At 68.3% G+C, this 26,066-nt stretch carries 19 protein-coding genes and 2 pseudogenes; 2 read left to right on the top strand and 19 right to left on the bottom strand.

Annotated features, from left to right (window positions below):
• Window positions 1-256: 256 nt before the first annotated feature.
• The 4 genes from OP79_RS24465 to OP79_RS24450 all read right to left on the bottom strand — a co-directional run bounded on the left by OP79_RS24465 (window position 257) and on the right by OP79_RS24450 (window position 5,200).
• Window positions 257-1,717 (bottom strand): GH1 family beta-glucosidase, encoded by a 1,461-nt coding sequence (locus OP79_RS24465; protein ID WP_033322873.1) that lies wholly within the window; start codon window positions 1,715-1,717, stop codon window positions 257-259.
• 94 nt (window positions 1,718-1,811) lie between these two features.
• Window positions 1,812-2,753 carry a carbohydrate ABC transporter permease gene (locus OP79_RS24460; RefSeq protein WP_033322872.1) on the bottom strand — a complete coding sequence of 314 codons (942 nt, stop codon included), beginning with the start codon at window positions 2,751-2,753 and terminating at the stop codon, window positions 1,812-1,814.
• A 13-nt stretch (window positions 2,754-2,766) separates the two neighbouring features.
• On the bottom strand, window positions 2,767-3,756 hold the full coding sequence (locus tag OP79_RS24455; protein ID WP_425428600.1) for a carbohydrate ABC transporter permease: 990 nt from the start codon (window positions 3,754-3,756) through the stop codon (window positions 2,767-2,769).
• Between the two features lie 130 nt (window positions 3,757-3,886).
• On the bottom strand, window positions 3,887-5,200 hold the full coding sequence (locus tag OP79_RS24450; RefSeq protein ID WP_033322870.1) for an extracellular solute-binding protein: 1,314 nt from the start codon (window positions 5,198-5,200) through the stop codon (window positions 3,887-3,889).
• A 285-nt stretch (window positions 5,201-5,485) separates the two neighbouring features.
• Between OP79_RS24450 and OP79_RS24445 the strand changes: the two genes are divergently transcribed.
• Window positions 5,486-6,502, top strand: a complete 1,017-nt coding sequence (locus tag OP79_RS24445) for a LacI family DNA-binding transcriptional regulator (protein ID WP_033322869.1) — start codon at window positions 5,486-5,488, stop codon at window positions 6,500-6,502.
• A gap of 251 nt (window positions 6,503-6,753) precedes the next feature.
• Here OP79_RS24445 and OP79_RS24440 read toward each other — a convergent pair whose 3' ends face one another.
• The 10 genes from OP79_RS24440 to OP79_RS24395 form a co-directional block, all read right to left on the bottom strand.
• Window positions 6,754-7,761, bottom strand: a complete 1,008-nt coding sequence (locus OP79_RS24440) for a sigma-70 family RNA polymerase sigma factor (protein WP_033322868.1) — start codon at window positions 7,759-7,761, stop codon at window positions 6,754-6,756.
• Window positions 7,758-10,607, bottom strand: a complete 2,850-nt coding sequence (uvrA, locus tag OP79_RS24435; protein ID WP_033322867.1) for an excinuclease ABC subunit UvrA — start codon at window positions 10,605-10,607, stop codon at window positions 7,758-7,760. Before uvrA ends, OP79_RS24440 begins: the two co-directional genes overlap by 4 nt.
• A gap of 271 nt (window positions 10,608-10,878) precedes the next feature.
• Window positions 10,879-13,254, bottom strand: a complete 2,376-nt coding sequence (locus tag OP79_RS24430; RefSeq protein ID WP_106972470.1) for a discoidin domain-containing protein — start codon at window positions 13,252-13,254, stop codon at window positions 10,879-10,881.
• Window positions 13,251-14,270: a hypothetical protein gene (locus tag OP79_RS24425; RefSeq protein ID WP_033322865.1), complete on the bottom strand. Its 1,020-nt coding sequence runs from the start codon at window positions 14,268-14,270 to the stop codon at window positions 13,251-13,253. Before OP79_RS24425 ends, OP79_RS24430 begins: the two co-directional genes overlap by 4 nt.
• 167 nt (window positions 14,271-14,437) lie before the next feature.
• Entirely contained in the window at window positions 14,438-15,883 is a 1,446-nt protein-coding gene (locus OP79_RS24420) for an alpha-L-fucosidase (RefSeq protein WP_211270856.1), read from the bottom strand.
• A complete protein-coding gene (locus OP79_RS24415) occupies window positions 15,880-16,059 on the bottom strand; it encodes a DUF6903 family protein (RefSeq protein WP_033322864.1) in 180 nt (59 codons plus the stop codon). The genes OP79_RS24420 and OP79_RS24415 overlap by 4 nt, the downstream gene beginning before the upstream one ends.
• A 52-nt stretch (window positions 16,060-16,111) precedes the next feature.
• Window positions 16,112-16,993 (bottom strand): carbohydrate ABC transporter permease, encoded by an 882-nt coding sequence (locus OP79_RS24410; RefSeq protein ID WP_033322862.1) that lies wholly within the window; start codon window positions 16,991-16,993, stop codon window positions 16,112-16,114.
• A gap of 22 nt (window positions 16,994-17,015) precedes the next feature.
• The gene (locus tag OP79_RS24405; RefSeq protein ID WP_033322860.1) at window positions 17,016-18,005 is read right to left on the bottom strand and encodes a carbohydrate ABC transporter permease; all 990 of its coding nucleotides are present in this window, start codon (window positions 18,003-18,005) and stop codon (window positions 17,016-17,018) included.
• Window positions 18,006-18,134: 129 nt separating this feature from the next.
• A complete protein-coding gene (locus OP79_RS24400) occupies window positions 18,135-19,457 on the bottom strand; it encodes a carbohydrate ABC transporter substrate-binding protein (RefSeq protein WP_033322859.1) in 1,323 nt (440 codons plus the stop codon).
• 181 nt (window positions 19,458-19,638) lie between these two features.
• On the bottom strand, window positions 19,639-20,658 hold the full coding sequence (locus OP79_RS24395; protein WP_033322858.1) for a LacI family DNA-binding transcriptional regulator: 1,020 nt from the start codon (window positions 20,656-20,658) through the stop codon (window positions 19,639-19,641).
• A 98-nt stretch (window positions 20,659-20,756) separates the two neighbouring features.
• Here OP79_RS24395 and OP79_RS24390 point away from each other — a divergent pair, with 98 nt between their 5' ends.
• Window positions 20,757-22,604 (top strand): glycoside hydrolase family 35 protein, encoded by a 1,848-nt coding sequence (locus tag OP79_RS24390; RefSeq protein WP_033322856.1) that lies wholly within the window; start codon window positions 20,757-20,759, stop codon window positions 22,602-22,604.
• A gap of 311 nt (window positions 22,605-22,915) precedes the next feature.
• Here OP79_RS24390 and OP79_RS54075 read toward each other — a convergent pair.
• The 5 genes and pseudogenes from OP79_RS54075 to OP79_RS24365 all read right to left on the bottom strand — a co-directional run.
• Window positions 22,916-23,503 (bottom strand): annotated as a pseudogene (locus OP79_RS54075) (IS5 family transposase); the annotation flags it as partial.
• Between the two features lie 300 nt (window positions 23,504-23,803).
• A pseudogene (locus OP79_RS58285) lies at window positions 23,804-24,004 on the bottom strand (transposase); the annotation flags it as partial.
• A gap of 85 nt (window positions 24,005-24,089) precedes the next feature.
• On the bottom strand, window positions 24,090-24,590 hold the full coding sequence (locus OP79_RS24375; protein WP_033322854.1) for a cupin domain-containing protein: 501 nt from the start codon (window positions 24,588-24,590) through the stop codon (window positions 24,090-24,092).
• A 254-nt stretch (window positions 24,591-24,844) separates the two neighbouring features.
• The gene (locus OP79_RS24370) at window positions 24,845-25,795 is read right to left on the bottom strand and encodes an alpha/beta hydrolase (protein ID WP_033322853.1); all 951 of its coding nucleotides are present in this window, start codon (window positions 25,793-25,795) and stop codon (window positions 24,845-24,847) included.
• A 29-nt stretch (window positions 25,796-25,824) separates the two neighbouring features.
• A partial coding sequence (locus OP79_RS24365) for a zinc-binding dehydrogenase (protein ID WP_033322851.1) occupies window positions 25,825-26,066 on the bottom strand: 242 nt, incomplete at its 5' end.

Here is a 26,066-nt window from a genome sequence, read left to right as displayed (position 1 = left end):
CTGCCGAGCGGGGTCTTGCTACCAGTGGTCGCAGGACCCCGCGCCCCGCGCTGGTTCAGAGACTGTGTCCAGACGTTCGTCCGGCGGTATCAGCGACTGCCCGGACTGGCAGCGCTGGACCGCAGAGGCATTACAGGACCTCGACATCACTGTGTTCAACCCACGTCGGGGTCACGTCCGCGGACGTGACCCCGGGACCAGCGGCAGGTCCTCCGTGAAAGCTGTCGTCATGGGACTGGTGGCGAGGCCCCCATGCTCAAGGGTTCCCGCCGCTCCCCTCCGGCAAGGTGCCGGTGCGGGCCACGTCGGCGTACCACCGCGCGCTGGCCTTGGGGATGCGCTTGCCGGTCGGGTAGTCGACGTAGACGGCACCGAAGCGCTTGCTGTAGCCGTAGCCCCACTCGAAGTTGTCCAGCAGAGACCACAGGAAGTAGCCCCGGACGTCGACGCCGGCCACGATCGCCCGGTGCACGGCCGACAGGTGGCCGTGGAGGTAGGCGACGCGTTCGGGGTCGGCCACCTCGCCCTCCGGGTTCACGTAGTCGTCGAACGCGGCCCCGTTCTCGGTGATCATCAGAGGCATCGCGGGGAAGTCCGCCTTGAGTCGCATCAGCAGGTCGTAGAGGCCGCTGGGGTCGACCGCCCAGCCCATCGCGGTGGTACTGCCCGGCGGCCGGTGGAAGGCGACCTTGTCGGCGCCCGGCCAGGGGCTGTGCTCGCTCTGCCCGTGGCCGTCGGAGCCGTGGCTGGCATCGCCGGTGGCGGCGGAAACGAGCGTGGGTGTGTAGTAGTTGACGCCCAGGAAGTCCAGCGGCTGGTGGATCGTGGCGGTGTCGCCGTCCCGTACGAAGGACCAGTCGGTCAGGCTCGCCGTGTCCTGGAGGAGGTCCTGAGGATATTGGCCTTCGAGCAGAGGGCCGGTGAAGACGCGGTTGGCCAGTGCGTCGATCCGGCGGGCCGCGTCGAGGTCCTCGGCTACCTCGGTCAGCGCGCGGACGTGGTGGATGTTGAGGGTGATGGACGCCTGTGCGCGGGCGGGCAGTTCGGCGCGCAGCGCCTGAACGGCCTTGCCGTGGGCGAGGTTGAGGTGGTGCGCCGCACGCAGGGCCGCGACCGGGTCGGTGCGTCCGGGCGCGTGGACGCCCGAGCCGTATCCGAGAAAGGCGCTGCACCAGGGCTCGTTGAGGGTGATCCAGGTCTTCACCCGGTCCCCCAGCGCACGGGCCGCCAGCGTCGCGTAGTCGGCGAACCGGTCGGCGGTGGCGCGCTCCGGCCAGCCGCCGGCGTCCTCCAGCTCCTGGGGCAGGTCCCAGTGGTACAGCGTGACGACCGGCTCGATGCCCTTTTCCAGCAGTGCGTCGGTCAGGGCGCGATAGAAGTCGAGTCCCTTCTCGACGGCCGGGCCGCGGCCGGTCGGCTGCACGCGCGGCCACGACAGGGAGAACCGGTAGGCGCTCACTCCGAGGTCGGCCATGATCTCGACGTCCTCACGCCAGCGGTGGTAGTGGTCGGTGGCGACGTCACCGGTGTCGCCGTTGCGCACCCTGCCGGGTGTGTGCGAGTACGTGTCCCAGATCGAAGGGGTGCGTCCGTCCGCGGAGGCGGCGCCCTCGATCTGGTACGCGGCGGTCGCCGTGCCCCAGGTGAATCCCTGCGGGAAGCTGATGTGGGTGGTGTTCTCCGGGGCGGGCGCGACACGTCGGGTTGCGGTGGTCACGTGGGTCCTTCCAGGTGTACTGCGGGGCGGCGGGAGAGACGAAGCGGGGTGGCGGGCGTCGAAGGGCCGCGGCAACGGGGAGACGGCAGAGTGCTCATCCCTTGACCGCTCCCTGCATGATTCCGCCGACGATCTGCCGGCCGAAGACTATGAACAGGGCGAGCAAGGGCAGCGTGCCGAGCAGAGCGCCCGCCATGATCAGCGACTGGTCGCGCACGTATCCCGCGCTGAGCTGGGTGAGAGCGACGGGGACCGTCGGATTGCTCATGTCGAGCACGATGAACGGCCAGAAGAAGTCGTTCCAGGCGTGCACGAACGTGATCATGAACAGCACGGCCATGGGAGGCCGGGCGATCGGCAGCACGATGCTCCAGAAGATGCGCAGGGAGTGCGCACCGTCCACCCGTCCGGCCTCGACGAGTTCGTCGGGCAGCGCCTCGGACAGGTACTGCCGCATGAAGAACACGCCGACGGCGCTGACGAGCGTGGGGAAGATGACGGCGGGCAGCTTCTGGCCCCAGCCCAGTTCCGTCATCATCATGAACAGCGGTACGACGCCGAGTTGGGGCGGCACCATCATCGTGCCGATCACGAGCATGAGCAGGATGTTGCGGCCCTTGAAGCGGAGTTTGGCGAACGCGAAGCCGGCGAGGGTGGCGAACAGCACCGTGGACAGGGCGATCACGCCGGCCACGATCAGGCTGTTGAGCATGGCCTTGCCCAGCGCGGCGTCCTGCCAGGCCTTGCCGAGGTTCTCCAGAAGGTGGGGTCCCGGCAGGAACGGCGGAGGCGTCTGGGTGACGCGCGTGTTGTCGGTCGACGCCGCCACCATCGTCCAGTAGAGCGGGAAGAGCGAGAACAGCGCCGCGATTCCCAGCAGGATGTAGGCGACGGGACCCGCGTGGTGCTGACGTCCGGCACCCGGGTGCCGGAACAGCTGACGGCGCCGTCCGCCGGACGGGGTGTCCTTCCGGGCCTTCTTCGCGACCCCGGGGCGCGCGTCCGTCGCCTGGACCGGGATGCTGTCTGTGGTCATGGAAATCTCCCGGTCAGGCCTTGCGCGCCACGACGCGCTTGACGACTCGTTGGACGATGAACACGACGATGAGCAGCAGGAACATCGCCCAGGCGACCGTGGCGGCCCGCCCCATCTGGTAGTTCTTCCAGCCCTCCTCGTAGAGCAGCAGACCCAGCGTCTGGTACTGGTTGTCGGCTCCCCCGGTGATGCCGTTCGGGCCCTGGCCGAAGATCAGGGGCTCACCGAAGAGCTGGGTGGCGCCGATCGTGGACAGGACGATGGTGAACACGATGGTGGAGCGGATGCCGGGGACGGTGACCTTCAGGAACTGCTGCCACCGCGATGCGCCGTCGATGGCCGCGGCTTCGTACCGGTCGCGCGGGATCGCCTGCATCGCGGCGAGGTAGAGCAGGGCGTTGTAGCCGGTCCAGCGCCAGATGACGATGGAGGAAATCGCCGTCTGCGCGGCCCACTTGTTGTTCTCCCAGTCGATGTTGTCGACACCGAAAAGGCTCAACACCCAGTTGATCATGCCGAAGTCGCGTTCGAAGAGCATCGTGAACACGAGGGCCGCGGCACCCACCGACGTGGCGTACGGCGTCAGGGCAGCGACGCGGAAGAACGTAGAGCCGCGCAGCCGGTAGTTGAGCAGGTGCGCAAGGCCGAGCGCCATCAGCAGCTGCGGCACGGTCGACAGGACGCCGATGGTGAAGGTGTTGAGCAGTGCGTTCCAGAAGCGCTCGTCGTCCCACAGGGCCGTGTAGTTGTCGAAGCCGACCCACTCCATGAGGTTCAGGGTCGACAGTTCGACGCGGTGCAGCGAGATCCACGAGGTGTAGATGAGCGGGTAGAAGCTGAAGGCGGCGAAGACGACGAAGAACGGGGCGACGAAGGCGTACGGCGCGCCCCGGACGTCGAGGCGGTGCAGCAGCGTACGGCGCCGCTGACCGTCCCCGCCGGTGCCGGTCCCGGCCGGCGGGGCGGTGCCGGGCGCACCGTCTTGGGGTGTCGAGGTGGAGATGGCCACCGGAAGGCGTCCTTCCTGGAGGGTGAGAGCCTGTTTCTGAGGGAGGCGGGCAGGGGCCCGGCGGCCCACACGGGCCGTGCGTGGGGCGCCGGGCGGCTACGGAGACGGGCAACGGGGCCCGAGGTCAGCCGGCAGCCTTCTCGATGCGCTTGTCGCTGGTCTCCCATGCCTCTTTCGGGCTCTTGTTCTGCGCCTCGATCAAGGTCAGACCCTGCGAGAAGATGTCCTTGATGGTGCCGTCCTTGCGGCCGAGCACCTGCTCGTCGGGGATCTCCTGGGCCGCGGCGCCGAAGATCTGCCCGATGGGCGCGCCGCTGAAGTAGTCCGACTTGGCATTGACCACTTCGGGCATCTCCAACGCGGTCTGCGACGAGGGGAGGTTGCCGAGCTTCTTGAAGATGTAGGCCTGCTGCTCAGGGGCGGTGAGCCAGGCTACGAGCTCCTGCGCCTCCTTCTTGACGGGGCTCTTCTCCATCACGCCGAGGAACGCTCCGCCCCAGTTGGCGCCCTTGGGTGCCTTGGCGACGTCCCACTTGCCCTTGTTCTTCGGGCCCGCCTTCTCGCTGATGTGCGCGAGCATCCACGCCGGGCAGACCGTGCTGGCGAAGGTGCTGTTGGCCAGACCGGGGTCCCAACCGGGCTGGAACTGGCGGAGCTTGGCGGTCAGATCGGACGTGGCCGCCTCGGAGGCCAGCTTCCACGCGTCCTTCACGACAGGGTTGGTGGCGTAGATCAGCTCGCCCTGCTTGTCGTAGAACTGCTGGGAGTTGCCGTAGATCATGGCGTTGAACAGCCCGCTGGAACTGTCCATGAAGGCGACCTTGTCGTCCTTCGACCCCGCCTTGAACCGCTTGCCCGCGTCGACGTACTTCGACCAGTCGCCCTCCCACAGCTTGGCGACCTCGTCGCGGTCGGTGGGCAGGCCGGCCTGCTCGAAGAGGTCCTTGCGGTAGCAGACCGCCATGGGGCCGATGTCGGTGCCGAGGCCGATGACCTTCTTGTCCGAGGTAGTGACCTGGCTCTGCTTCCACGGAAGGAAGTGGTCCGTCCCGGCCACGCCGGCCAGATCGACGAACTTGTCCTTCTGTGTGTCGGACAGTTCCTTGGCCCTACCAATCTCTATGCCCTGGATGTCCTTCAGCCCACTGCCGGCGGCCAAGTGGGTCTGCAGGGCGGTGTAGTAGGTCTGCTCGTCGCCCGCGACGTCCGCCTTGATGACGACGTTCGGATTTTCCTTCATGTACTTGTCGAGCAGACCGGTCTCCTTGAAGCCCATGACGCCGAACAGCCCCATGGTGATGGTGACCTTGCCGTCCTTCTTCCCCCCACCGGTCCCCCCGTCACTGCTGCCCCCGCAGCCCACGACCAGACCGAGAGCCGACACAGCCGACACGGCGGCCACGACCCTCGTACGCAACTTCCTTCGGAACTTGTACATTTCGTCCTCCTAGCGGCGGCGCTGGCGCACCGGAGTTCGAGCCCCACGGTCCGCTCCGCAGGCACGATTTGTCCGGTGGGTACGTTCCCAAACAGCGATGGGAACGTGCCCACTCGGGAGCCCGCAGCTTCGCCGCCACGAGAGGCGTCTGTCAAGAAGTCGAATCCACTTCGTTGCGAGAAGATGTCCTGCCCCGCGCTCGGACCCTGCGGAGGCTCGGCGCCGGTCTGGCACAATGCGCGCAGGTGAGAGCCGTCCGAACAGCGCAGAAGTGAGGGAGGCGTCATGGGGGGCAGGCAACGCCCGACCATCAAGACCGTGGCCGCGCGCGCCGGTGTCGGACGCACCACGGTTTCACGAGTCATCAACGGCTCCGAACTCGTCAGCGAGAAGGCCAGGGCCGCCGTGCTCGCCGCCATAGCCGAGCTGAACTACGTACCGAACTCGGTTGCCCGGGGGCTGGTGACGAGCAGGACGAACTCCGTGGCCCTGGTGATCCCCGAGTCGGAGAGCAGACTGGGCTCGGAGCCCTACTTCTCGGCGGTCATCCGCGGGGTCAGCACCGCGCTCGCCGAGACCCGGACACAGCTCCAACTGGTGCTCGTACGCGACCAGGCCGAGCGGGACCAGCTCACCGAGTCGGTGGCGGAGCGGCGTGTCGACGGGGTGCTCCTGGTCTCGGTGCACGAACACGACCCGCTGCCGGGCTTGTTGGAAGACATGGGGCTGCCCACGGTGCTTGCCGGGCGCCGCTCCCCCGACGAGTCACTCAGCTACGTGCACTCCGACAACACGGGCGGGGCCGCGACGGCCGTCAGCCACCTCCTCACGCGGGGGCGGCGCGCCGTCGCCACCATCAGCGGCCCGCTCGACATGGACGTGGCGCGCAGCAGGCTCCAAGGCTGGCGCGAGACCCTCGAGAAGGCGGGCCACGAGGCCACGGACCGACTTGTGGCCTCGGGTGACTTCACCGTGGAGGGCGGCGAGGCGGCGATGCGTTCACTCCTTGAACAAGTCCCCGAGCTCGACGCCGTGTTCGTCGCCTCGGACGTCATGGCGGCGGGGGCGCTGGTGGAGCTGCGCAGGCAAGGGAGGGGCGTCCCCGACGACGTAGCCGTGGTCGGATTCGACGACTCCATCATCGCCCGGCACAGCAATCCGCCCCTCACCACCGTGCGTCAGCCCGTCGAGGAGATCGGCAGCATGATCGCCCACATCCTTCTGGAAGAGATCGGCAATCCCGAGGAACCGCGTCGGCAGGTCACGCTTCCCACCGAGCTCGTCGTACGCGAATCGTCATGAGCCCATGAGGGGTGCTGGTGGGTCACCCGTCGCGGACAGCCACGACACGCCTCCGCGGTGGAGCCGGGCCGGGCGCCATGCCGAAAGCATCGGCTCGGTCGAGCCGGGCGCCCCGACCGCAGACCCTCGCGTACGGCCTGACCGATTCCCCGTCGGCCGGCTCGCCTGGATCATGGAGAAGTTCGTCGAAGCGCGACGCTCCGCCCCTGGCCGGCCACCGCCCTGGTGGTGGTCTGCGTACGTTCCAGCAGTCACTCGTCTGCGAGGTAGTCCCGCAGCACGTGCGACCGTGAGGGATGGCGGAGCTTGCTCATCGTCTTCGCTTCGATCTGGCGGATGCGTTCGCGGGTGACGCCGTAGATCTGTCCGATCTCCTCCAGGGTCCGCGGGCGGCTGTCGAGGAGGCCGTAGCGCAGGGAGATGATCCCGGCCTCGCGCTGGGTCATCTCCGCCAGGAGGGTCTGGATGGCGCGCTGGAGGAGGCCGAAGGTCACCGTCTCCCAGGGCGAGGGCGAGTCGCTGTCCATGATGAGGTCGCCGAACTCGGTGTCGCCGTCGTCGGACAGGGTGATGTCCAGCGAGACGGGCTCCTTGGTGTAGGCGCTGAGTTCGGTGAGGCGCTCCACCGAGATCTCCGCCTTCTCGGCCACTTCCTCCGGGGTGGGCTCTTGCCCGGTGTCGTGGAGCAGTTCGCGGCGGACCCGTGCCACGCGGTTGATGATCTCCACGGTGTGGACCGGGATGCGGATGGTGCGGCTCTGGTCGGCCAGGGCCCGGGTGACCGCCTGTTTGATCCACCAGGTCGCGTACGTGGAGAACTTGAAGCCCTTGGTGTAGTCGAACTTCTCCACGGCCCTGATCAGCCCGGTGTTGCCTTCCTGGATCAGGTCCAGGAAGTGCAGTCCGCGTCCGGTGTAGCGCTTGGCGACGGAGACCACCAGGCGGAGGTTGGCCTCGGTGAGGTGGTTCTTCGCGCGACGGCCGTCATCGGCGAGGAGGGACAGTTCCCGGCGGAAGTGCGGGTCCAGGCCGGGTTCTTCGGCGAGGAGGTGCTCGGCGTAGAGCCCGGCTTCGATGCGCTTGCCCAGGTCCACCTCCTGTTCGGCGGTCAGCAGCCGGACCTTGGCGATGAGCCGCAGGTAGTCCTTCACCTGGTCGACCGTGCCGCTGTCGGAGGGGAGCCGGGGCGCGGGGGCGTCGGTCTCGTCGTACTGCGCGAGCAGGAGTTCCTCCGGGTCCTGTACGTCCGTGGCGTTCACCTGGGCTGCTCCAGCAGGGAGTTGAGGAACCGTCCGGTGTGCGACCGGGGCTCGGCCGCGACCTGTTCCGGGGTGCCCTCGGCGATGACCTTGCCGCCCCGCAGGCCGCCTTCCGGCCCCATGTCGATCAGCCAGTCGGCCGTCTTGATCACGTCGAGGTTGTGCTCGATGACGACGACCGTGTTGCCGCCGTCGACCAGTCGTTGCAGCGCCGTGAGCAGCCGGTCGACGTCGGCGGCGTGGAGGCCGGTGGTGGGTTCGTCGAGGACGTAGAGGGTGCGTCCGCGGGTACGGCGCTGGAGTTCGGCGGCGAGCTTGACGCGCTGTGCCTCGCCGCCGGACAGGGTGGTGGCAGCCTGGCCGAGCTTCACATAGCCCAGCCCTACGTCGTCCAGGGTCCGCAGATGCCGGGAGATGATCTGGTGGCCGTCGAAGAAGTCCACACTCTCCGCGACGGTCATGGCGAGCACGTCCGCGATGGACCTGCCCTTGTAGTGCACGTCGAGGGTTTCTCGGTTGTACTGGGCGCCCTTGCACACCTCGCACGGGACGTACACGTCCGGGAGGAAGTTCATCTCGACCTTGATCGTGCCGTCGCCGTAGCAGTGCTCGCAGCGGCCGCCCTTGACGTTGAAGGAGAACCGGCCGGGCTGGTAGCCGCGCACCTTCGCCTCCGGGGTCTGCGCGAACAGCTTGCGCAAGTGGTCGAAGACGCCGGTGTACGTCGCCGGGTTGGAGCGCGGGCTGCGGCCGATCGGCGACTGGTCGACCTGGACGACCTTGTCGAGGTGCTCGATGCCGGTGATGGTGCGGTGCCGGCCGGGCACCTGGTGCGCGCGGTGGATCTGCTGGGCGAGGGAGGCGTGCAGGATGTCGTTGACGAGCGTCGACTTGCCGGATCCGGAGACGCCGGTGACCGCAGTGAAGACCCCGAGCGGAAAGGACACGGTGACGTCGCGCAGGTTGTGCTCGGACGCCGCGTGCACGGTGAGCTCCCGCCCCTCGCTCGGCTTCCTGCGCTGCGCGGGCAGCGGGATCGTACGGCGCCCGGAGAGGTAGGCACCGGTGACGGACTCGGGGTGTTCGGCCAGCTCCTGCACGGTGCCCGAGCAGACGATCCGGCCGCCGTGCGTGCCGGCGCCGGGCCCGATGTCCACGACCCAGTCGGCGACCCGCAGGGTCTCCTCGTCGTGCTCGACGACGATCACGGTGTTGCCGCGGTTGCGCAGCCGCTTCAGCGTCTCGATGAGCCGCTGGTTGTCCCGCTGGTGCAGTCCGATGGACGGTTCGTCGAGCACGTACAGGACACCGGTCAGTCCGGCGCCGATCTGGGTGGCCAGCCGGATCCGCTGGGCCTCCCCGCCGGAGAGGGAGGCAGCGGGCCGGTCGAGCGAGAGGTAGTCGAGTCCTACGTCGAGCAGGAACCGCAGCCGCTCCCCGATCTCCGACAGCACGGCCTCGGCGATCCGCCGCTCGCTGTCCGTCAGCTCCAACGCCCTTATGAAATCGGCGAGTTCATTGAGCGGCAAAGCGGCCGCCTGAGCGATACTGCGGCCGCCGACCGTGACCGCCAGGACACCCGGGGCGAGCCGGGCACCCCCGCAGGCCGCACAGGGCACCTCGCGCATATACCCGGCGAACCGGTTGGCCGCTCCGGACTCGGCGCCCTCCGCGAAGCGGCGCTCGATGTGCGGAATCACGCCCTCATAGCGGGACAGGTGCGAGCGCTCACGGCCGAACCGGTTCTGGTACGCGAGGTGCAGCCGCCGTTCCGCTCCGTGCAGCACCATCTGCCGTATGCCGACGGGGAGTTCGCGCCAGGAGGTGGCGGTGCTGAAGCCGGCGTCGGCGGCCAGGGCTTCGAGCAGGCGGGTGAAGTAGTCGGCGCCGCTGGTGTTGGTCCAGGGCGCGATGGCGCCCGCCGCCAGCGACTTGGTGTCGTCCGGTACGACGAGAGCGGGGTCGACCTCCATGCGCGAGCCGAGGCCGGCGCAGGTGGGGCAGGCGCCCCAGGGCGCGTTGAAGGAGAACAGCCGGGGCTCCAGCGACTCCAGGCCGATGTCATGGGAGCGCGGGCAGGCCATCGTCTCGGAGAAGGCCAACTCGCGGCCTGCGGAACCGAGTTCGCGCTCCACGAATTCGACCCGGAGGACACCGCCGCCGAGTCCCAGCGCGGTCTCCACGGACTCCGTCAGCCGCTGCCGTACCTCCGGCTTGACGGCCAGCCGGTCCACGACCACGTCGACGGAGTGCTTCTTGCGCTTGTCGAGCGCGGGCGGCGTGGCCAGCGCGAGGACCGTCCCGTCCACCCGGACCCGGCTGAACCCGTCGGCGGACAACTGCCGGAAGACCTCGGCGTGTTCGCCCTTGCGGTCCCGGACGACCGGGGCCAGCACCTGGAAGCGGGTCCCCTCGTCCTCGTCCAGCAGCAGGTCGACGATCCGCTGCGGCGTCTGCCGGCTGACCGGCTCCCCGCACTCGGGACAGTGGGGGTGACCGATCCGGGCGTAGAGCAGGCGCAGGTGGTCGTAGACCTCGGTGATGGTGCCGACCGTGGAGCGCGGGTTGCGGCTCGAGGTCTTCTGGTCGATGGCGATCGCCGGGGACAGTCCCTCGACGGCGTCGACATCGGGCTTGTCGAGCTGCCCGAGAAACTGCCGCGCATATGCCGAGAGGGATTCGACATAACGCCGCTGCCCTTCGGCGAATATGGTGTCGAACGCCAGGCTTGACTTTCCTGATCCGGATACTCCCGTGAATACGATCAGCGCATCTCGGGGTAGTTCCACGGACACGTCACGGAGATTGTGCTGACGGGCACCTTTGACGACGATCCGATTTCTCACGGGACCCACCGTAACACCGCAACATCACTGGCCAGGGCCGCTGTTCGGCGTCGTTCAGGTGTGGGGAATATCGCCCTTGACAAGGGGTGAGGCCGCGTGAGCACGGAAATACACATCTCGGCGGACGGAATGCGGAAGGCGCACGAATAACGCTTGACTTCTCTCCAGACGTGTGTGCAATTACGTCATCGCCGCCACCCCGAGACAAGTCACCGGCGGGTGGACGCCGTGGCATCCACCCGCCGGTGGCCGTGACACGCTCCGGCCGTGCCTACTCGCCGGTGCGGTACGCAGCGATCTCGGTCAGCGTCGGGGTGTACTGCTCCGTCGCGATCTGCCCAGTGAGCGCCACCCGGAGCCGGGAGGTCGTGATGCTGCCGAAGCCGGTCACGGTGCGGTCGTGCCCGATGCCGTCGTCGCGGCTTGCGAAGGTCACCCATGCGCCGGTTCCGGCGTCCCACCGCTGCAGCTCGAACGACTGCACCCGCGGGTTGGTACCCGAGTCCGTGTACTCGTCCAGGTAGACCTCGTCGAAGGTGGTGTCCGCGCCGAAGTCGACGTCGAGCGTGATCGGGTAGGCCGCGTCATCGGCCGCGGCCCAGCGGGTCGTGAGGTCGCCGTCGGTCAGCTTGTCCGCGGTGAGTGTCCCGTTCGCGCCGGGGTGGGTCGAGCTCGCGGTGACCGGCTTGCCGAGCGCGAGATCGACCCGGTTGTCCACCTCCTTCTCGATGGGGTCGTCGTCGACCGGGTTGGTGACCTGTGGGCCGATATGGCTCTCGGCCATGCCCATGTCCGGTGCGTCGCCGTAGTAGATGTGCGTACCGAGGAAGTCCTTTGTGCCCAGGTGCGGGTTGTACCGGCCGGCGTCGATGAGCGGCGAGTCGTCTCGGAGGGCGAAATGCGCCGCGGCCTTTCGGATCTGCTTCACGCCCGCCCCGGTGACGTACTCGGCAGGGTCACCGACGAACCGTGGGTCGGCCCGGGATCCCTTCGGGTCGGCCGGTTCCTGGTTGGAGTGAGTGCCGCTTGCCTCGTAGTAGTCGTTGTTCGAGAACACCGCCTGGCGCAGGGCGCCGGTACGGCGATACCACGGTGTCTCAGCGGTCTTCGAGGTGTTGTAGAAGATGTTGTTCAGGAAGTAGACCCTGCTCAGGAACGTCTCGTCGTGGACGTAGTCGAGGTCCGCGCCGTCGTAGACGAAGGTGTTGTTCGCGAAATACGTCGGCGAGTAGTTCGTCGACAGCATGTTTTTCACGAGTACGCCGTTGTCGTTGACGCTCAGGTTGTGGCGGGCTATTGAATTGTGGCTGTTTCCCATGTAGGCCATCCAGCCCGCCGCGTTGTCGTGCGAGTAGTTGTACTGGTACGTGACATTGAAGTTTGTGTACTCGAGGTCCCAGGGGGTGCCGTCGAACTCGTTGTTCGGGCCGCCGTACACCTCGTTGAACTGCATGACCGAGTCTGCGCCCGCCCACAGATAGAGCGCGCAGGATACCGCGTCGTAGCGCTCCAGATAGCCGTTGACCTCGTTGTACTCGACCTTCATGTTCTTGGTGTTGGCCAGCTGGATCGCGCCCTGACCGATGCTCTCGGCGTAGTTGTGGCCGATGTAGACGTCACGGCTGTACAGGTCGCGGGTACGCACCCACAGCTGTTCCCAGCCCTCGTGCCATTTCCCGCTCTCGTCGTACTGGCCCAAGTCCGCGTCGCGGTCGTAGAACCAGTTGAAGGCGAACTGGATGGCGTGCAGTTCGACGTTCTCGAAGGTGTTGTTCTCGATCCGGACGTTTTTGAAGTAGTAGCCGCCTGTGTCGTACTCCTTGTAGCTGCGGCTGCCGAAGACCTGGAAGTTGACAGCACCATAGTGGATTCGCTGCCAACTGCTCGGGCCGTCGAGGTTGTGGACGTACACGTCCGAGATGCGGAAGTGGTCCATGATGCTGTCCGCGCCGTCCTTCAGGAGGTCGGCATTGATCGACACCATGATTCCGTCGCGGACGTACGAACCTGTCGTGATGTCGGTCGCGAAGTCGTCGTCATTGGACAGCGCGACGTTGTTGATCTCCCAGTACTGCTGATTGCGCAGCACGATGGCGCCGGTCCGGCCGACGGTTTCGGGATTCTTCGTGCCGTCCGCGTTGAACGGGCTCGGCACTTTGCCGTTCGTCGCGATGTACGGTCGGGCGGCGCTCGGGTCGCCGTACGCCGAGATGGTGATCGGCTTGCCCGCGCTGCCCGAGCCCTTCGGCCACAGCTGCTCGTCCTGCCACTGCTCACCGGCCTTCAGCAGGATGCGGTCGCCGGGCGCGAACGTCGTCGCGCCGGCCTTGGCCAAGGTGCGCCAGGCGGTCTTCGGCGAGGTCCCGGCCGCGTTGTCGCGACCGTTCGTGGCGTCGATGAAGTAGTCCTTGCCGCCGGTCGTGTTCGGCGCGTTGCCCGGCCAGCTCGGCTTGGCGACGGCGCGGGCGGGAGCACTGTCCGGGGCTGCGGCGGCGTGCGCGGCGGGAACGAGCGATCCGACGAGCAGCGCGGCGAGCAAGGCGGTGAACAGGCTGCTGAGGCTCGCGCGGAGCGCCCGCGCCGAGGGCCGACGGCGCCTCCGCACCGCCTCGTTGACGGGGGGTGATGCAGTATCGGCGGGTCTCATTTCTGCACATCCTCTGCGTTGATGGCGTCCATCGCCGAGGTGTCGACATCGATGTCGCTGGTGTCGACCCGGCGCTGAAGGAACTGGTCGAACTTCTCCTCGACGAGCGACTGCCGGATCCGCCGGCGGTAGTCGGCGAACGCCTTGTCCACGTCGACCTTCTTGCTGTCGAGCTCGTAGTAGGTGATCTGGCCGGCTCCCATGACGGGGGCGGAGATCCGGCCCGGCGCGAGCTTGCCGAGCACCGCCATGAGGTCCTGGTCGTGGGCGTTCAGCCCGGTCGAGCCACTGCCGTCGTACGTGCCGGTCGTGAGCTTGGCACCGGGTTCTCCGGTGGCGACGTCCGCGAGGCGCCCGGCGGCGGCCACGCGTCGCTGCAGGCGGGCGGCGTAGTCCCCGGAAGTGTCGTCGGGGATCGGTACGACGAGCTGCGCGTACTTGTACGTGGTCGCGTTGGCGCTCCAGGCGTCCCGGTCGGCGTCGAACGCGTGCCGGACGTCGGCGTCGGTGACTCGGAGCGGCGCTTCGGCGTCCGCGCTGAGGCGCTTCTTCAGGTTCGTGGTGAGCTCGGTGAGCCGGTGTGTGTAGTACTCCTCGGGGGAGAACTGCGCGACGCCGTAGACAGTCCTGCCCGCTGCGATGCCCTTGGCACGGGACTCGTTCTCTTCGGCCAGCTCGGCGAGGAAGTCCGCGTGGTCCACGGAGTCGATGAGCCCCTGCTCCTTCGCGAGGACGAGCGTGGTCTTGTCCCGCCAGATCTCGTCGAGCGCCCGGGTCTCGAGCCGCTGGAGTGCGGTCTTGTCGCCGGCCTTCGCGTTCCAGTCGGTCTTGCCCCGGAGGTTGTACTTGTTGCGCAGCTCGTTCTGCACGGTCGGCGCGAGCCGCCGCATGTGGAAAAGCAGTTCGTCGCGGGTCACCGGGTGTCCGTCGAGGGAAGCGATCTCGTTGGTCTCGCTGGTGCGGTGGCTGAGCATGGTCACTGCGGTGACCGCCAGCGCGGCGAGGGCGAGGCACACACCAGTGAACAGGGCGACGGCCCTGCGTGACGGCCTGCGTGAAGTACCTGGCCTGCGGGCGGTGTTCGGCTTGCGTGCCGTACTCGGCTTACCCGGCTTGCGTGAGGTGCTGGGCTTGCGCGAAGCGCCCGGCTTACGTGACGTGCCCTGTCTGGGCAAGGTCCCCTTCATGAGGCCGCCCCGATCGCGGCCACGTGGGCGATAACAAGCGTGTCCCGCGCTTCCGGCGCCTCGACCCGTACGGCGTCGATCTCGACCGGCGTGAACGTCAGGATGCGCTGGTAGCCCACCGCGTGCGCCTCGGCGAGCGTTGACCACCGGCCGTCCCGGCAGCCCCGTACGACGACATGCTCGATGCGCTGCCCCTGCGTGATGTCCTCGCCCACGACGACCGCCTCGACCGGGCGGGGTCGTCCGAACGCAAGCGTCACGCCGGGCAGTTCGTCCATGTCGTCCGGTCGCCACGGCATACGCCCCCTGCCGGGCCACGCGGTCGCAACGTCGCCCGCGTCCCCGGACGAGACCGTCGCGGACGCATCGACCCGCCGTGCCCGGAAGTCCTCGATGCGCCGCCCTAGTTGCTCAAGGACCGCCACGTCGGTGTCCCGCACCCGCCCGTCCCGGTCCGGCGGGACGTTGAGCAGAAAGCAGGAGTTGCCGCCGACGGCGCGCAGGTAGATGGTGAACAGCTCGTCCACGGAACGGACTTCGGCGTCCTCGGCCGGGTGGTGGAACCAGCCGGGACGGATCGAGGTGTTGACCTCGGCCGGGTACCAGACCAGGTCGTCCTCGTGCCCGGCCAGGGCGGCACGGCTGCCGAGGTCGCGGTCGTCGCTGCGTACGAGCCGCGCGAAGGCACCGTCGTCCGCCTGCTGTGAGCGGTCCGCGGTCCGCTCGGCGTCCTGCAGGGCACGCGGGACGACGCTCCACTCGTCGGGGCGGGTGTCCCCGGCCTCGTTGCCGCACCAGCGGACGTCGGGCCCGCACACGCTGATGACCGCGTCCGGCTGCAACTCGCGGACCACCGCGTAGTACCGCTCCCAGTCGTAGACCTGGCGCTTGCCGTTCGGACCCTCGCCGTTCGCGCCGTCCAGCCAGACCGAGAACACCGGCCCGTATCGGGTGAGGAGTTCGGTGAGCTGGGCGACGTAGAAGTCGTCGTACGCGGTCCCTGAGCCGTAGGACGCCTCGGTGCGGTCCCAGGGCGACAGGTAGATCCCGAACCGCAGGCCGCGCCGCCGGGCCGCGTCGGCGACCTCGGCGACCACGTCGCCCCGGCCGTCGCGCCACGGTGACGAGGCGACCGAGTAGGCCGTCACGTCGCTCGGCCACAGGCAGAAGCCGTCGTGGTGCTTGCAGGTGAGGATCACGCCGGTCATCCCGGCGCTCTTGAGTGCCGCGACCCACTGGTCGGCGTCGAGCCCGGCCGGGGCGAAGGCGGTCGGGTCGTCGTGGCCCTCGCCCCACTCCCGGTCCGTCATGGTGTTCATGCCGAAGTGGATGAACCCGTAGAACTCCATTGCCTGCCAGGTGAGTTGTCGCTCGCTCGGCCGGACCGAGGCCAGCGCCGACGCCCGCGCCCGTCCGGACGCCGCTGCCGCCGCCGCGGTCACCGGAACCGCCGGTTGTACGCGGCGAGCAGGACCAGTAGCCCGGCCAGCGCGGCGAGCATGACCAGCAGGTTGCCCCACCCGACCGCCGTGCGCGCGGTGACGACGAGCGTGAGGCAGGCTGCCGCGACGAGCGTACGAGCGGTGACGAGCAGCGCCGTACGCGTCGATTCCTTCATGAAGATTCCTTCCGCTGATGCCGCGAGCAACTGATGCCGCCGAAGGGCCGGTTCAGCCCTTCACTCCGCCGGATGCCATGCCCTCGATGAGCCGACGCTGGATGACCGCGTAGAGGATGAGGACGGGAACGATGACGATGACCATGCCGGCGTAGAGACGCCCGTAGTCCGCCGCCGCCTTCTGCGCGGTGAACAGGTTGAGCAGGCCGACCTGCAGTGTCTTGCCCTCGCCGGGGAGCAGGGTGAGCGCGATGATGAAGTCGTTCCAGTAGGCGAGGAAGTTGAACAGGATGACGGTGGTGACCGCTGGGCGCGCCATCGGGAGCATGACCTGGGTCATGATCCGGAATCGGGACGCTCCGTCGATCGCGGCGGCCTCCTCGTACTCGACCGGTATCGACCGGAAGTACGCGGTGAGCAGGTAGATGGTGAACGGGATCGATGTGGCCGCGTAGACGAGCGACAGGACTGAGGGGTTGTCGATGAAGAACCCGCCGGGGAAAACGTCGATGAGCGCGCGGTCCCAGTCGACGAGCATGAGGAAGATCGGTACGACGATGTAGTTGACGTTGACGAAGAGACCGGCCAGGAGCGCGGTCTCCACGACGCGGCGGCCCCGGAACTCGTACCGGGCGATGACGTAGGCCGCCGGCACGGAGACCGCCAGGACGAGGACCAGGCCGAGCACGGTGACGAACACCGACGTCAGGAAGTACTGACCCATGTGCGCGTCGACGAACGCGTGGACGTAGTTGGCGGAGTGCAGGCCCTTCGGCAGCGTCCAGGGGCTGCCGAAGAACTCGCTCTTCTGCTTGAGCGAGGCGAGCAGCACCCAGGCGACCGGTACCGCGATGGCGAGCGCGAGGGCGATGACAAGGGCGTAGGTGAGGGTCCGGCCCCTGCGGGGGCGGGACGACGACTTGATCGTGGTCATGGTGTCCGTCCTCAAAGAGCTCTCAGAACTGGAGGGGCTCGCGCCGCGTCGCCCGGCTCACCAGGAGCGACACGAGGAACGAGAACGCGAAGATGACGACACCGATGGCCATGCCGTAGCCGTACGACGAGTTCGTGTACGCCTGCTTGTACATGTAGCTCAGCAGGACCTCGGAAGAGCCGTCGGGCCCGCCACCCGTCATCGCGCGAACCAGGACGAAGCTGAGGTTGACGGCGCTCATGATGAAGAACGTCAGCGTGGTGCGGAGGTTCTGCCAGATGAGCGGCAGCGTGATGGCGAAGAACTGCCGGGCGGCGGAGGCCCCGTCGAGCGCGCTCGCCTCGTAGAGCTCCTCCGGGATGCTCGACATGCTCGCCATGTAGAGGACCATGTAGTAGCCCAGCGACTGCCAGACCATCGCGATCGCGACGGAGTAGACCACGAGTTTCTGGTCTCCGAGCCAGACCTGTTGCAGACCGTCCAGCGACAGCAGCCGGAGCGTGCTGTTGAGCAGGCCGTTCTCCTGGTCGTACACGGCGGAGAAGATCGCCGCGATCACGACCACCGAGAGCACGTTGGGGATGTAGAGGATGAACCGGTACAGGTTCCGCCCGCGCAGCCGTTGCCGGGTCATGATCGCGGCGAGGAACAGGCCCATGCCCATCGTCACGACGGTCACCACGACCAGAAGCGCGACCGTGTTCTGGAAGGCGCGCACGAACTGCTCGTCGTCGAGGAGACGGGAGAAGTTGTCGAGCCCCACGAATCGCTTGTCCGGGGAGAACCCGCTCCAGGTGTAGAAGGACATCCGGAACACGTTCATGGTCGGGACGACCATGAACATCGCGAAGAGCACCAGCGCGGGGAGCAGACAGGCGAGTACGAAGCGGGTGTTGCCGCGCCGCCGGGCGGGGGTCCGGGTGCCGCGCCGCGAACTCCCGCTGAACGGCGGCCGTTTGGATGCGCGGTTCGTCGAGCCTGGAGGTGGGGTGGGGGTGGAGAGGGTCGTCACCGTGCCGGTCCTTGGGTCGCTCGAGGAGTACTCGATGGCGTCGAAGGTGAGCGGAGAGGGTCTCCCGGGTCTGCCGAGTCGGAAGGGCTCCGGCGGTGGTCCGGGCCGGCCGGGCCACCGCCGTGCACGTCAGTCGCCCGCCTGGCGCAGCTTCTCGCTGGCGTCGTTCAGCGCGTCCTGCCACTCGTCTTCAGTGGTGTCGCCGCTGATGATGCTGTTGGCGGTGTCGAAGAGCGTGGCCTTGATGTCGACGCCCTCGACGGGTGCGGTACTCGCGAACCCGCCGACGAGCGGGGCGACCGAGGGGTCCTGGTACACCTTGTAGAACTCGGCGTTCTCCTCGGTCAGGCTGCTCACGATGCCTTCGATCGGCTGGATCGCGTTCGACTCGGCGAAGGTCTTCGCCGCCTCGTCGGAGTACAGGTAGGCGATGAAGTCCTTTGCCGCGTCCTTGTTCTGGGCGGCGCTGGGAATCCAGACCGACTCGACCGATGTCGTGATGTAGCGCTTGCTGCCCGCGGTGACCGCTGGCAGCGGCGTCAGACCCCACTTGAAGCCCTTTGCGCGGGGAGCCTCCGCCATTTCGCCGACGATCCAGGTTCCGTTCGGCATGAACAGCGCCTTGTTGTCGAGGACCAGCTGCTGGTTCTTGGTGAAGTCCTGCTCGTTGGCGTAGCCGACGGTGGCCGGTGCGGCGTAGTCCAGCAGCCGGGTGGTGATGTCGAGAGCCTTCCGGGCGTTCGCCGTCTTCCAGACGTCCTTCTTGTACGTCATGACGTCGGTGTAGAACTGCTCCCCGCCGACGTCGGCGAGGAGTGCGAAGAAGAACGAGTCGAGGTAGCCGGCGGTCGGGTAGGTGAACAGCGGTATGCCCTGCTTCTTGGCCGTGTCTCCGAGCGCGAACATCTCGTCCCAGGTGCTCGGGACCTTCCAGCCCTTCTGCTCGAACAGGCCCTGGTTGTAGAAGAGTCCGGTCGGCGCGTAGTACATCGGCATGAGGTACGTCTGATCGTTGCGGTAGGGGTTGGTGTTGAGGTTGCCGACGATGCCCTCGGTGAGCTTGTCCCCCACGGTGGTGTTCTCGCCGGGGACCTTCTCCTTCAGTACCGGTGTGAGGTCCTCGAGTGCCTTGTCCTTGATGAGAGTCTCGGTGAGTGCGGCCTCGCGGCCCTGGCCGAGCACCACGACGTCCGGGTACCGTCCCGCCTTCATGTTCGGGGTGATCTCGTCTTCGATGCTCTTCGAGATCTGCAGCTGGACATCGATGTCGGGGTGCGAGGCCTCGTACTGCTTGATGACCTGCGTGTACATGTCCCGGCCGTAGCCGCCTTCGAGGGCGGCGACCTTGAGGGTCGTCCTGCCGGAGTCCGAGCCGCCCCCGCCGGCGGAGCAGCCGGCGAGCAGTCCGAGCACCGTGACCGCGGCGCCCGCGAGGACGAGCGATCTCCTCATGTGGGGTCCTTCCCGTGGACAGTTGCCCACCTTGCTCATGCCGATCCCGGCGCTTGTTATGGTGGCATCGATAACATGACGGCCTTACGGTGGCACCGACTGGCACGAAGGCGCAAGGGGCCCACAAGAGGCATTTGACGAACGGCCGAGGCGGAGTTAGCGAGAACGGCTGAAGCGAGGCTCAGCCGGACCGCGGCGGCGCTGTGGAGGCGCGTACCGACAGTGACGCGGTGACGACGGATTCGTCGACGTCGGCATCGTCGCCCCGCAGCAGAAGGGCGACCGCCGCCGCACCGTAGCGGTAGAAGTCCTGGCGGACGGTCGTCAGCGGCGGAGAGCCGTAGGCCGCGAGGGCGATGTCGTCGACACTCACGATGGAGACGTCGTCGGGCACCGACCGGCCACGCTCGCGCAGGGCGCGGATCACCCCGAAGGCCATCTCGTCGCTGGCGACGAAGACCGCCGTCACGTCCGGGATCATCGCGATGATCTGCCCTTGCCGGTATCCCGAGTCGGGCGACCAGTCGCCCTCGAGGGGCGGCGGCGCCTCGATCCCGGCCGCGGCCAGGCACTCCTGCCAGCCCTGTCGCCGCTGGCGCGCCTCGATCCATTCGTCAGGCCCGGAGATGTGCCAGACCTGGCGATGCCCGAGGTCGAGCAGGTGCTGCGTGGCGACACGGCCCGCCTCCTGCTGGTCGATCCCGAGCACTCGGGCGCCCGCTGTCCGTGAGCCGTCGAGGGTGACGGTCGGGATGTCGCGGGTGATGTCCTCCATCTTCGGCGTCACGGAGATGAGCGGTACGGCGATGACGAAGCCGTCGACGCCCTGGTCGGCGAGCTTGGAGAGGGATCGCTCCATCAGGCCGGTGTCGAGCGCTGCGATGGTCGCGATGCTCACCGCGTACCCGGCCTCACCGGCGGCGGCCTCGACACCCGCGGTCACCGCCGAGCGCGAGTAGTACCCACCGGACGCCAGCAGCACGAGCCCGATGGTGTGGCTGCGCCCGGAGGAGAGCGCCCTGGCGGCGCTGTTGAACCGATAGCCGATCTGGTCCACGGCGGCGAGCACGCGCCTCTTGGTCTCGGGGTTGACGTTCGGCGAGCCGCGGAGCGCGCGCGAGACGGTCTGCGCCGACACCCCGGCGGTCCGGGCCACGTCGGCCATGCTCGGCTGCCTCAGCCTCGCGGTGCCCTCGGTCATCGCGCTCCTCTCCGGCGGTCGGCGCGCCTGCTCGTCGGCCGTCCACCAGATCCTATCGAACCTTGTTACTCATGGCATCGATAACATACGCTCACACGGTGACTGAGCCGCCCACGACACACATCTCTTCGGCCCACACCACGACCGACGCGGCGGCCGACGCCGCCACCAGTGCGCTCACCTGGCGTGAGGGCCGCCTGTACCGGCACGGCGTACCCCATCGCATCCTGTCGGGAGCACTGCACTACTTCCGCGTCCACCCCGACCTCTGGCGGGACCGGATCCGCCGGATCGCCGACCTCGGACTCAACACGGTCGACACCTACGTGCCCTGGAACTTTCACCAGCCCCACGAGCACGAGGCGCCACGCTTCGACGGCTGGCGGGACGTGGAGCGGTTCATCCGCACGGTGGGCGAGGAGGGCCTCGACGTCATCGTCCGGCCCGGCCCGTACATCTGCGCGGAGTGGTCGGGCGGCGGCCTGCCGAGCTGGCTCACCGGCCGGGACGTCGCGGTCCGCAGCTCGGATCCGGCGTTCACCTCCGCCGTCGGCCGCTGGTTCGACGAGCTGGTCCCGCGCATCGCCGCGCTCCAGGCATCCGAGGGCGGGCCGGTCGTGGCGGTGCAGGTGGAGAACGAGTTCGGCAGCTTCGGCGACGACCATGCCTACCTGCGCTGGAATCGCCAGGCCCTGACCCAACAGGGCATCGGGGAGCTGCTGTTCACCGCCGACGGACCCACCGAGCTCATGCTGGACGGCGGCACCCTGCCCGGCACCCTGACGGCCGTGACCCTGGGCTCCCAGCCCGGCGCCGCCCGGCAGCTCCTGGCCACGCGGCGACCGGACGAGCCGTTCGTGGTCGCCGAGTTCTGGAACGGCTGGTTCGACACATGGGGCAAGCGGCACCACGTTCGCGGGGTGGACAGCGCGGTCGGCACACTCCGCGGCATCATCGCCGACGGCGGCAGCGTGAGCATCTACATGGCACACGGCGGCACCAACTTCGGCCTCTGGGCGGGCGCCAACGAAGACGAAGGCCGACTGCAGCCCATCGTGACGAGCTACGACTCCGACGCGCCGATCGCCGAGGACGGCAGCCTCACCGCCAAGTTCTTCGCCATACGCGAGGCGCTCGGCGCCCGGGGCTCCCTCCGCTCCCCCGCGCGGCTGCCGACGCTCCCGCCGACCCGCGTCCCGCTCGTCCACCGCGCCAACCTGCTCGCCGGCATCCGCGCAGTGCCGACCCAGTTCCCGACCTTGACCGCTCCGCGCCCCGCCTCGTTCGAGCAGTTGGGGCTCGACGCGGGCATGGTCCTGCACACCGCGTATCCGCGCATCCCGGCGGGCGAGCACCGGCTCGTCCTCACCGACGTACGCGACCGGGCGCTGGTCTTCGGCGACGGCACGTGGCTGGGCGTCGCCGACCCTGACTCCCCGGAACTCCCCATCCACGGAACCGGCGAAGTCGTACGGCTGGACGTCCTGGTCGAGAACCTCGGCCGGGTGAACTACGGACCGGGCATCGGCCGGCACAAGGGCCTGCTCGGTCCCGTCCTCGTCGACCGGCGCACCGTGCAGGGCTGGGACAGCGCGCCGGTCGCGCTGCAGGAGTGGTCCGCCACGGAGCTGACCGACGCGGTCGCCGCCGGTCCCGCGACCACGCACACGGGGTTCGCCGTCGCGACGTTCGACGTCGACACGCCCGCGGACACCTTCCTCGCGCTGCCCGGATCGAGCCGTGGCCTCGTCTGGGTCAACGGCTTCCTGCTCGGCCGCTACTGGGAGATCGGGCCGCAGGTCACGCTGTACTGCCCGGCACCGCTGCTGCGAGCCGGTGAGAACACCGTGACGGTCCTCGAGCTGGAACGGCTCGGCGGAGTCCTGGAGTTGCGGGACCGCCCGGAGCTCGGACCGCCGGAGGAGTACGTCGAGGAGTTCGACTGAGCCGCCACCGCCGGGATACCCGCCTGAGAAGCTGTGTCACATCTCCTTTCCGCAGGTCCCGGTGCCATGAGGCATGGTGATACCTCGGTTTGCCGTTCGGGTGGGCGTCGAGTGGGCAGGCAGCCGAACGGCAGTGGAGGGATCTTCAGGCGGCTGTCGCGAGGGTGTCCGGGACCGCCTCGATGCGGCGGAGCTGCCGGGCCAGACGGCGAGACATGAGGGTGATGAACGCCCACTGGATGTGGGCTTCGGCGTGGGACATCAGGCGTTTGTAGTCCCTCGCGTTGCGCCTCGCCCGCATGGTCCACGAATTACTCCGCTCCACTACCCACCTCTTGGGCAGCACGACAAAGCCCTTGGCGTCCCCGGGGACGGGGAACGACCTTGATGGTGATGCCGAGGGCGTCCTGGGCCCAGGACGTGAACTCCTCGCCTCCGTAGGCGTTGTCGGCCCAGACCAGGACGATTTCGGGGTGCTCGGCATGGAGCCGGGTGAGAAGGATGCGGACGGCGGCGCGCTCCTGGACGTCGGCGGGGGTGACGAGCAGGTCGACCAGGAGCCCGTCCTGGTCAACGATGAGATGTCGCTTCCGGCCGTTGATCAACTTGCCCTGGCCCCATCCCCTCGTGGCGTTCGATACGGTTTCCGCACCCTTGACGGACTGGGCATCGATGATCACGCGGACCGGCCAGGGGCAGCGGCTGCCGCGCAGACGCAGCCGACGGCGGAGCTGGTCGAGGATGCGCTTGAGGACGCCGGCCTTCGCCCAGCGCGCGAAGTACCCGAACACGGTGCGCCAGGGGATGCCGAAGTCGGCGGGCAGCGCGCGCCATTTCGCCCCGTTGTCGACGATGTATCGGATCGAGTCGACCACCCGTCGCCGGGGCCACTTCTCGGGAGCGCCGCCCTCGCGCCCGCCGCATCTGCCGCCAGTGCCGCGACCGGCAGGCGGTCGAACAGAACACCGCCGTCGCCTTCGCCGAGGGCATCAGTGGCCCCCACACCCACGGCACAGTCGCGGACCGGTATCGCTGTCCGCGACCACGACCAGCCGGAGCCGGGGAACGCCGTCCCTGCCCATGCGGTCACCGTACGACCGGCAGGCAACGACGCCTGCCGAGCTGGGACCGTCCGACAAGCCGGAACGGCCCGCCAGATATACTGACGAGCCGTCACGAAGGTTCAGACCAGTGCCGCATCAGGCAACGTTCGCCCCGTTGACGACCTCGAGGCGGTCGTCGGCGGCATGCTTGTTCCGCCAGCTGATGTAGCGGCGGATCATGCTGCCCTGCTCTTTGTGGCTGGCATGGTCGGTGCCATCGAGTGCGAAGTAGCGCAGGGCGGTGAACTGGGCCTCGATACGGTTGAGCCAGGAACTGTTGGTCGAGGTGTAGGCGATGGACCCGAACGATCTGGTCCTGGCTGTCCAGCTCAGCGGGGAACTTCACCCTGTCGACCGGTGCCGGGTTTGCCGGCTCCGTGAGTCACAGGAACTCGCTCCGGTAGGTCGAGGCCAACTCGGCCGCACGGCGGCGGCGTTCCGCGAACTCGTCCTCCGACAGTTGTGGCGGCGGTGCGTCCTTGCCCGCGACGACATCGCCGATGCGCGTGAAGTACTCGTCCTGGCCGGCGGGGGTGCACATGCACAGCATGCGGGCCGGCGCACCCGAAGCGTTGCGGAAGTTGTGCGGCGCGTTGGCCGGGATATTGACCGTGGACCCGGCCCCTACGGTGTGCTTCTCGCCGCGGAAGGTGAACTCGATCTCGCCCTCGAGGATGGTGAACATCTCCTCGAAGTCGTGCCGGTGCGGCGGCGGGCCGCCGCCGTCGGGGACGCGCATGTCGATCAGGCAGTACCGGCCGTCGGTCTGCTCGCCGGTGACCAGCATGGCGTACGTGTTGCCCACCAGAGAGATGTACGTCGTGCCGGGGTCGTCGGGGTCCGCCACGGTCAGCGAGCGGGACGGGTCGTCGTCGGGGATCATCGGAATCGTCTCCTTCAAAGATCAGTCAGGTGAGGATCAGGTGCCGGGCGGGTCTCATGCAGTCCGGCAGTCTCCCGGCCGTCGATGCGCATGCTGCCCGAAATGGGAGTCCGGCCCGGCCGCGCGGTGCTTCAGTGTGTTCTTGCCGGTGTCCGAGGGCCCCATTGCGGCGGGCAACGGGGCGAGGGGCCACCTGTGTGGAGCGCTTGCATACCCCCCTCCTGCGGCACGGGGTGAGCGCGCTCGGTGCCGGCTCAGATCGACTTGAGGACGCGGATGCGGTCGGCGATGGCGCGGCGGGCGACGTCGGAGGTGAAGGCGATGGAATCGAACTCGTGCGGGGCGCCGGGGTGCAGGTGGAATTCGACCGGCACGCCGGCGCGGCTGAGTTTGGTGGCGTAGGCGGTGTCCTCGTCGCGGAACACGTCGAGTTGGCCGACCTCGATGTAGGCCGGCGGCAGGCCGGTCGCGTCCTCGAGCCGGGCTGGGGCCGCCGTGGCCGGGACGTCGGGCCCGCCGGCGGCCTCGCCGAGCAGGGCCGGCCATGCGGTGAGGCTGTCGTCGTAGGACCACAGCAGGTAGGGCGCGATGTGTGGATCGGGGGTGGTGGTGCGGTCGTCGAGCATCGGCATGAGAAGGATCTGCCGGGCGATCTTCGGGCCGCCGCGCTCGCGGGCGAGGATCGACACGGCTGCGGCGATTCCGCCGCCGGCGCTGTCGCCCATCACGCCGATCCGGTCGGTGTCGACGCCGAGTTCGGCGGCGTGTTCGTGCAGCCAGCGCAGTGCGGTGTAGGCGTCCTCGAGCGGGGTCGGGAAGGGGTGCTCGGGGGCGCGGCGGTACTCGACTGACAGCATCGGTACGCCGCTGGCGGAGACGTAGCGGGCGAGCGGCCCGTCGAACAGGTCGATATGGCCGAAGATGTATCCGCCGCCGTGGAAGAACAGCACGGCCGGGCCAGGCGCCGCGCCGTCCTTGGTGTACCAGCGCATGGTGATCCGCGCGCCGTCGCCGGTGGTCGTGTAGTGCTCGCTGGTCTTCACGTCGGCCGGGACCGGCTGGGCCGTTCCCGCGGCGCCGATGATCGGCTCCCACATGGCGCGCCGCGCCGCGATGTCCCCCACGGCCGGTGGTGTGGCATCCGCCATCGCGCCGGCCATCGGGGCCAGCGCCTCGGCGATCTCGGGATCCAAACTCAGTGCCATGGCCTTTTCCTTTCGGTGGAGGATCGGCGTCAGGCGACGGGCGGGACGACGATGACCTTGCCGTGCACCGCGTTTTCGGCGGCCCGGGCGTGGAGCGCCGGCAGCTCGGCCAGCGGCACCCGTTCGGCGACGTCGACGCGCAGCTCGCCGCGGTCTATCAGCGCTACCAGCTGCGACAGCTGGTCGGCGTCGCTGCGGACGAACAGGTCGATGCCGCGCACGCCGCGCTGTTCGTCGCTGGGTGCGGGCATCCACACCGTGGTGTTCACCA

The sequence above is a fragment of the Streptomyces yerevanensis genome (assembly GCF_000716805.1).
Lineage (GTDB): Bacteria > Actinomycetota > Actinomycetes > Streptomycetales > Streptomycetaceae > Streptomyces > Streptomyces flaveus.
The sequence above is the reverse complement of the archived record's forward strand: the minus strand, read 5'-3'. Positions and strand labels throughout refer to the sequence as shown.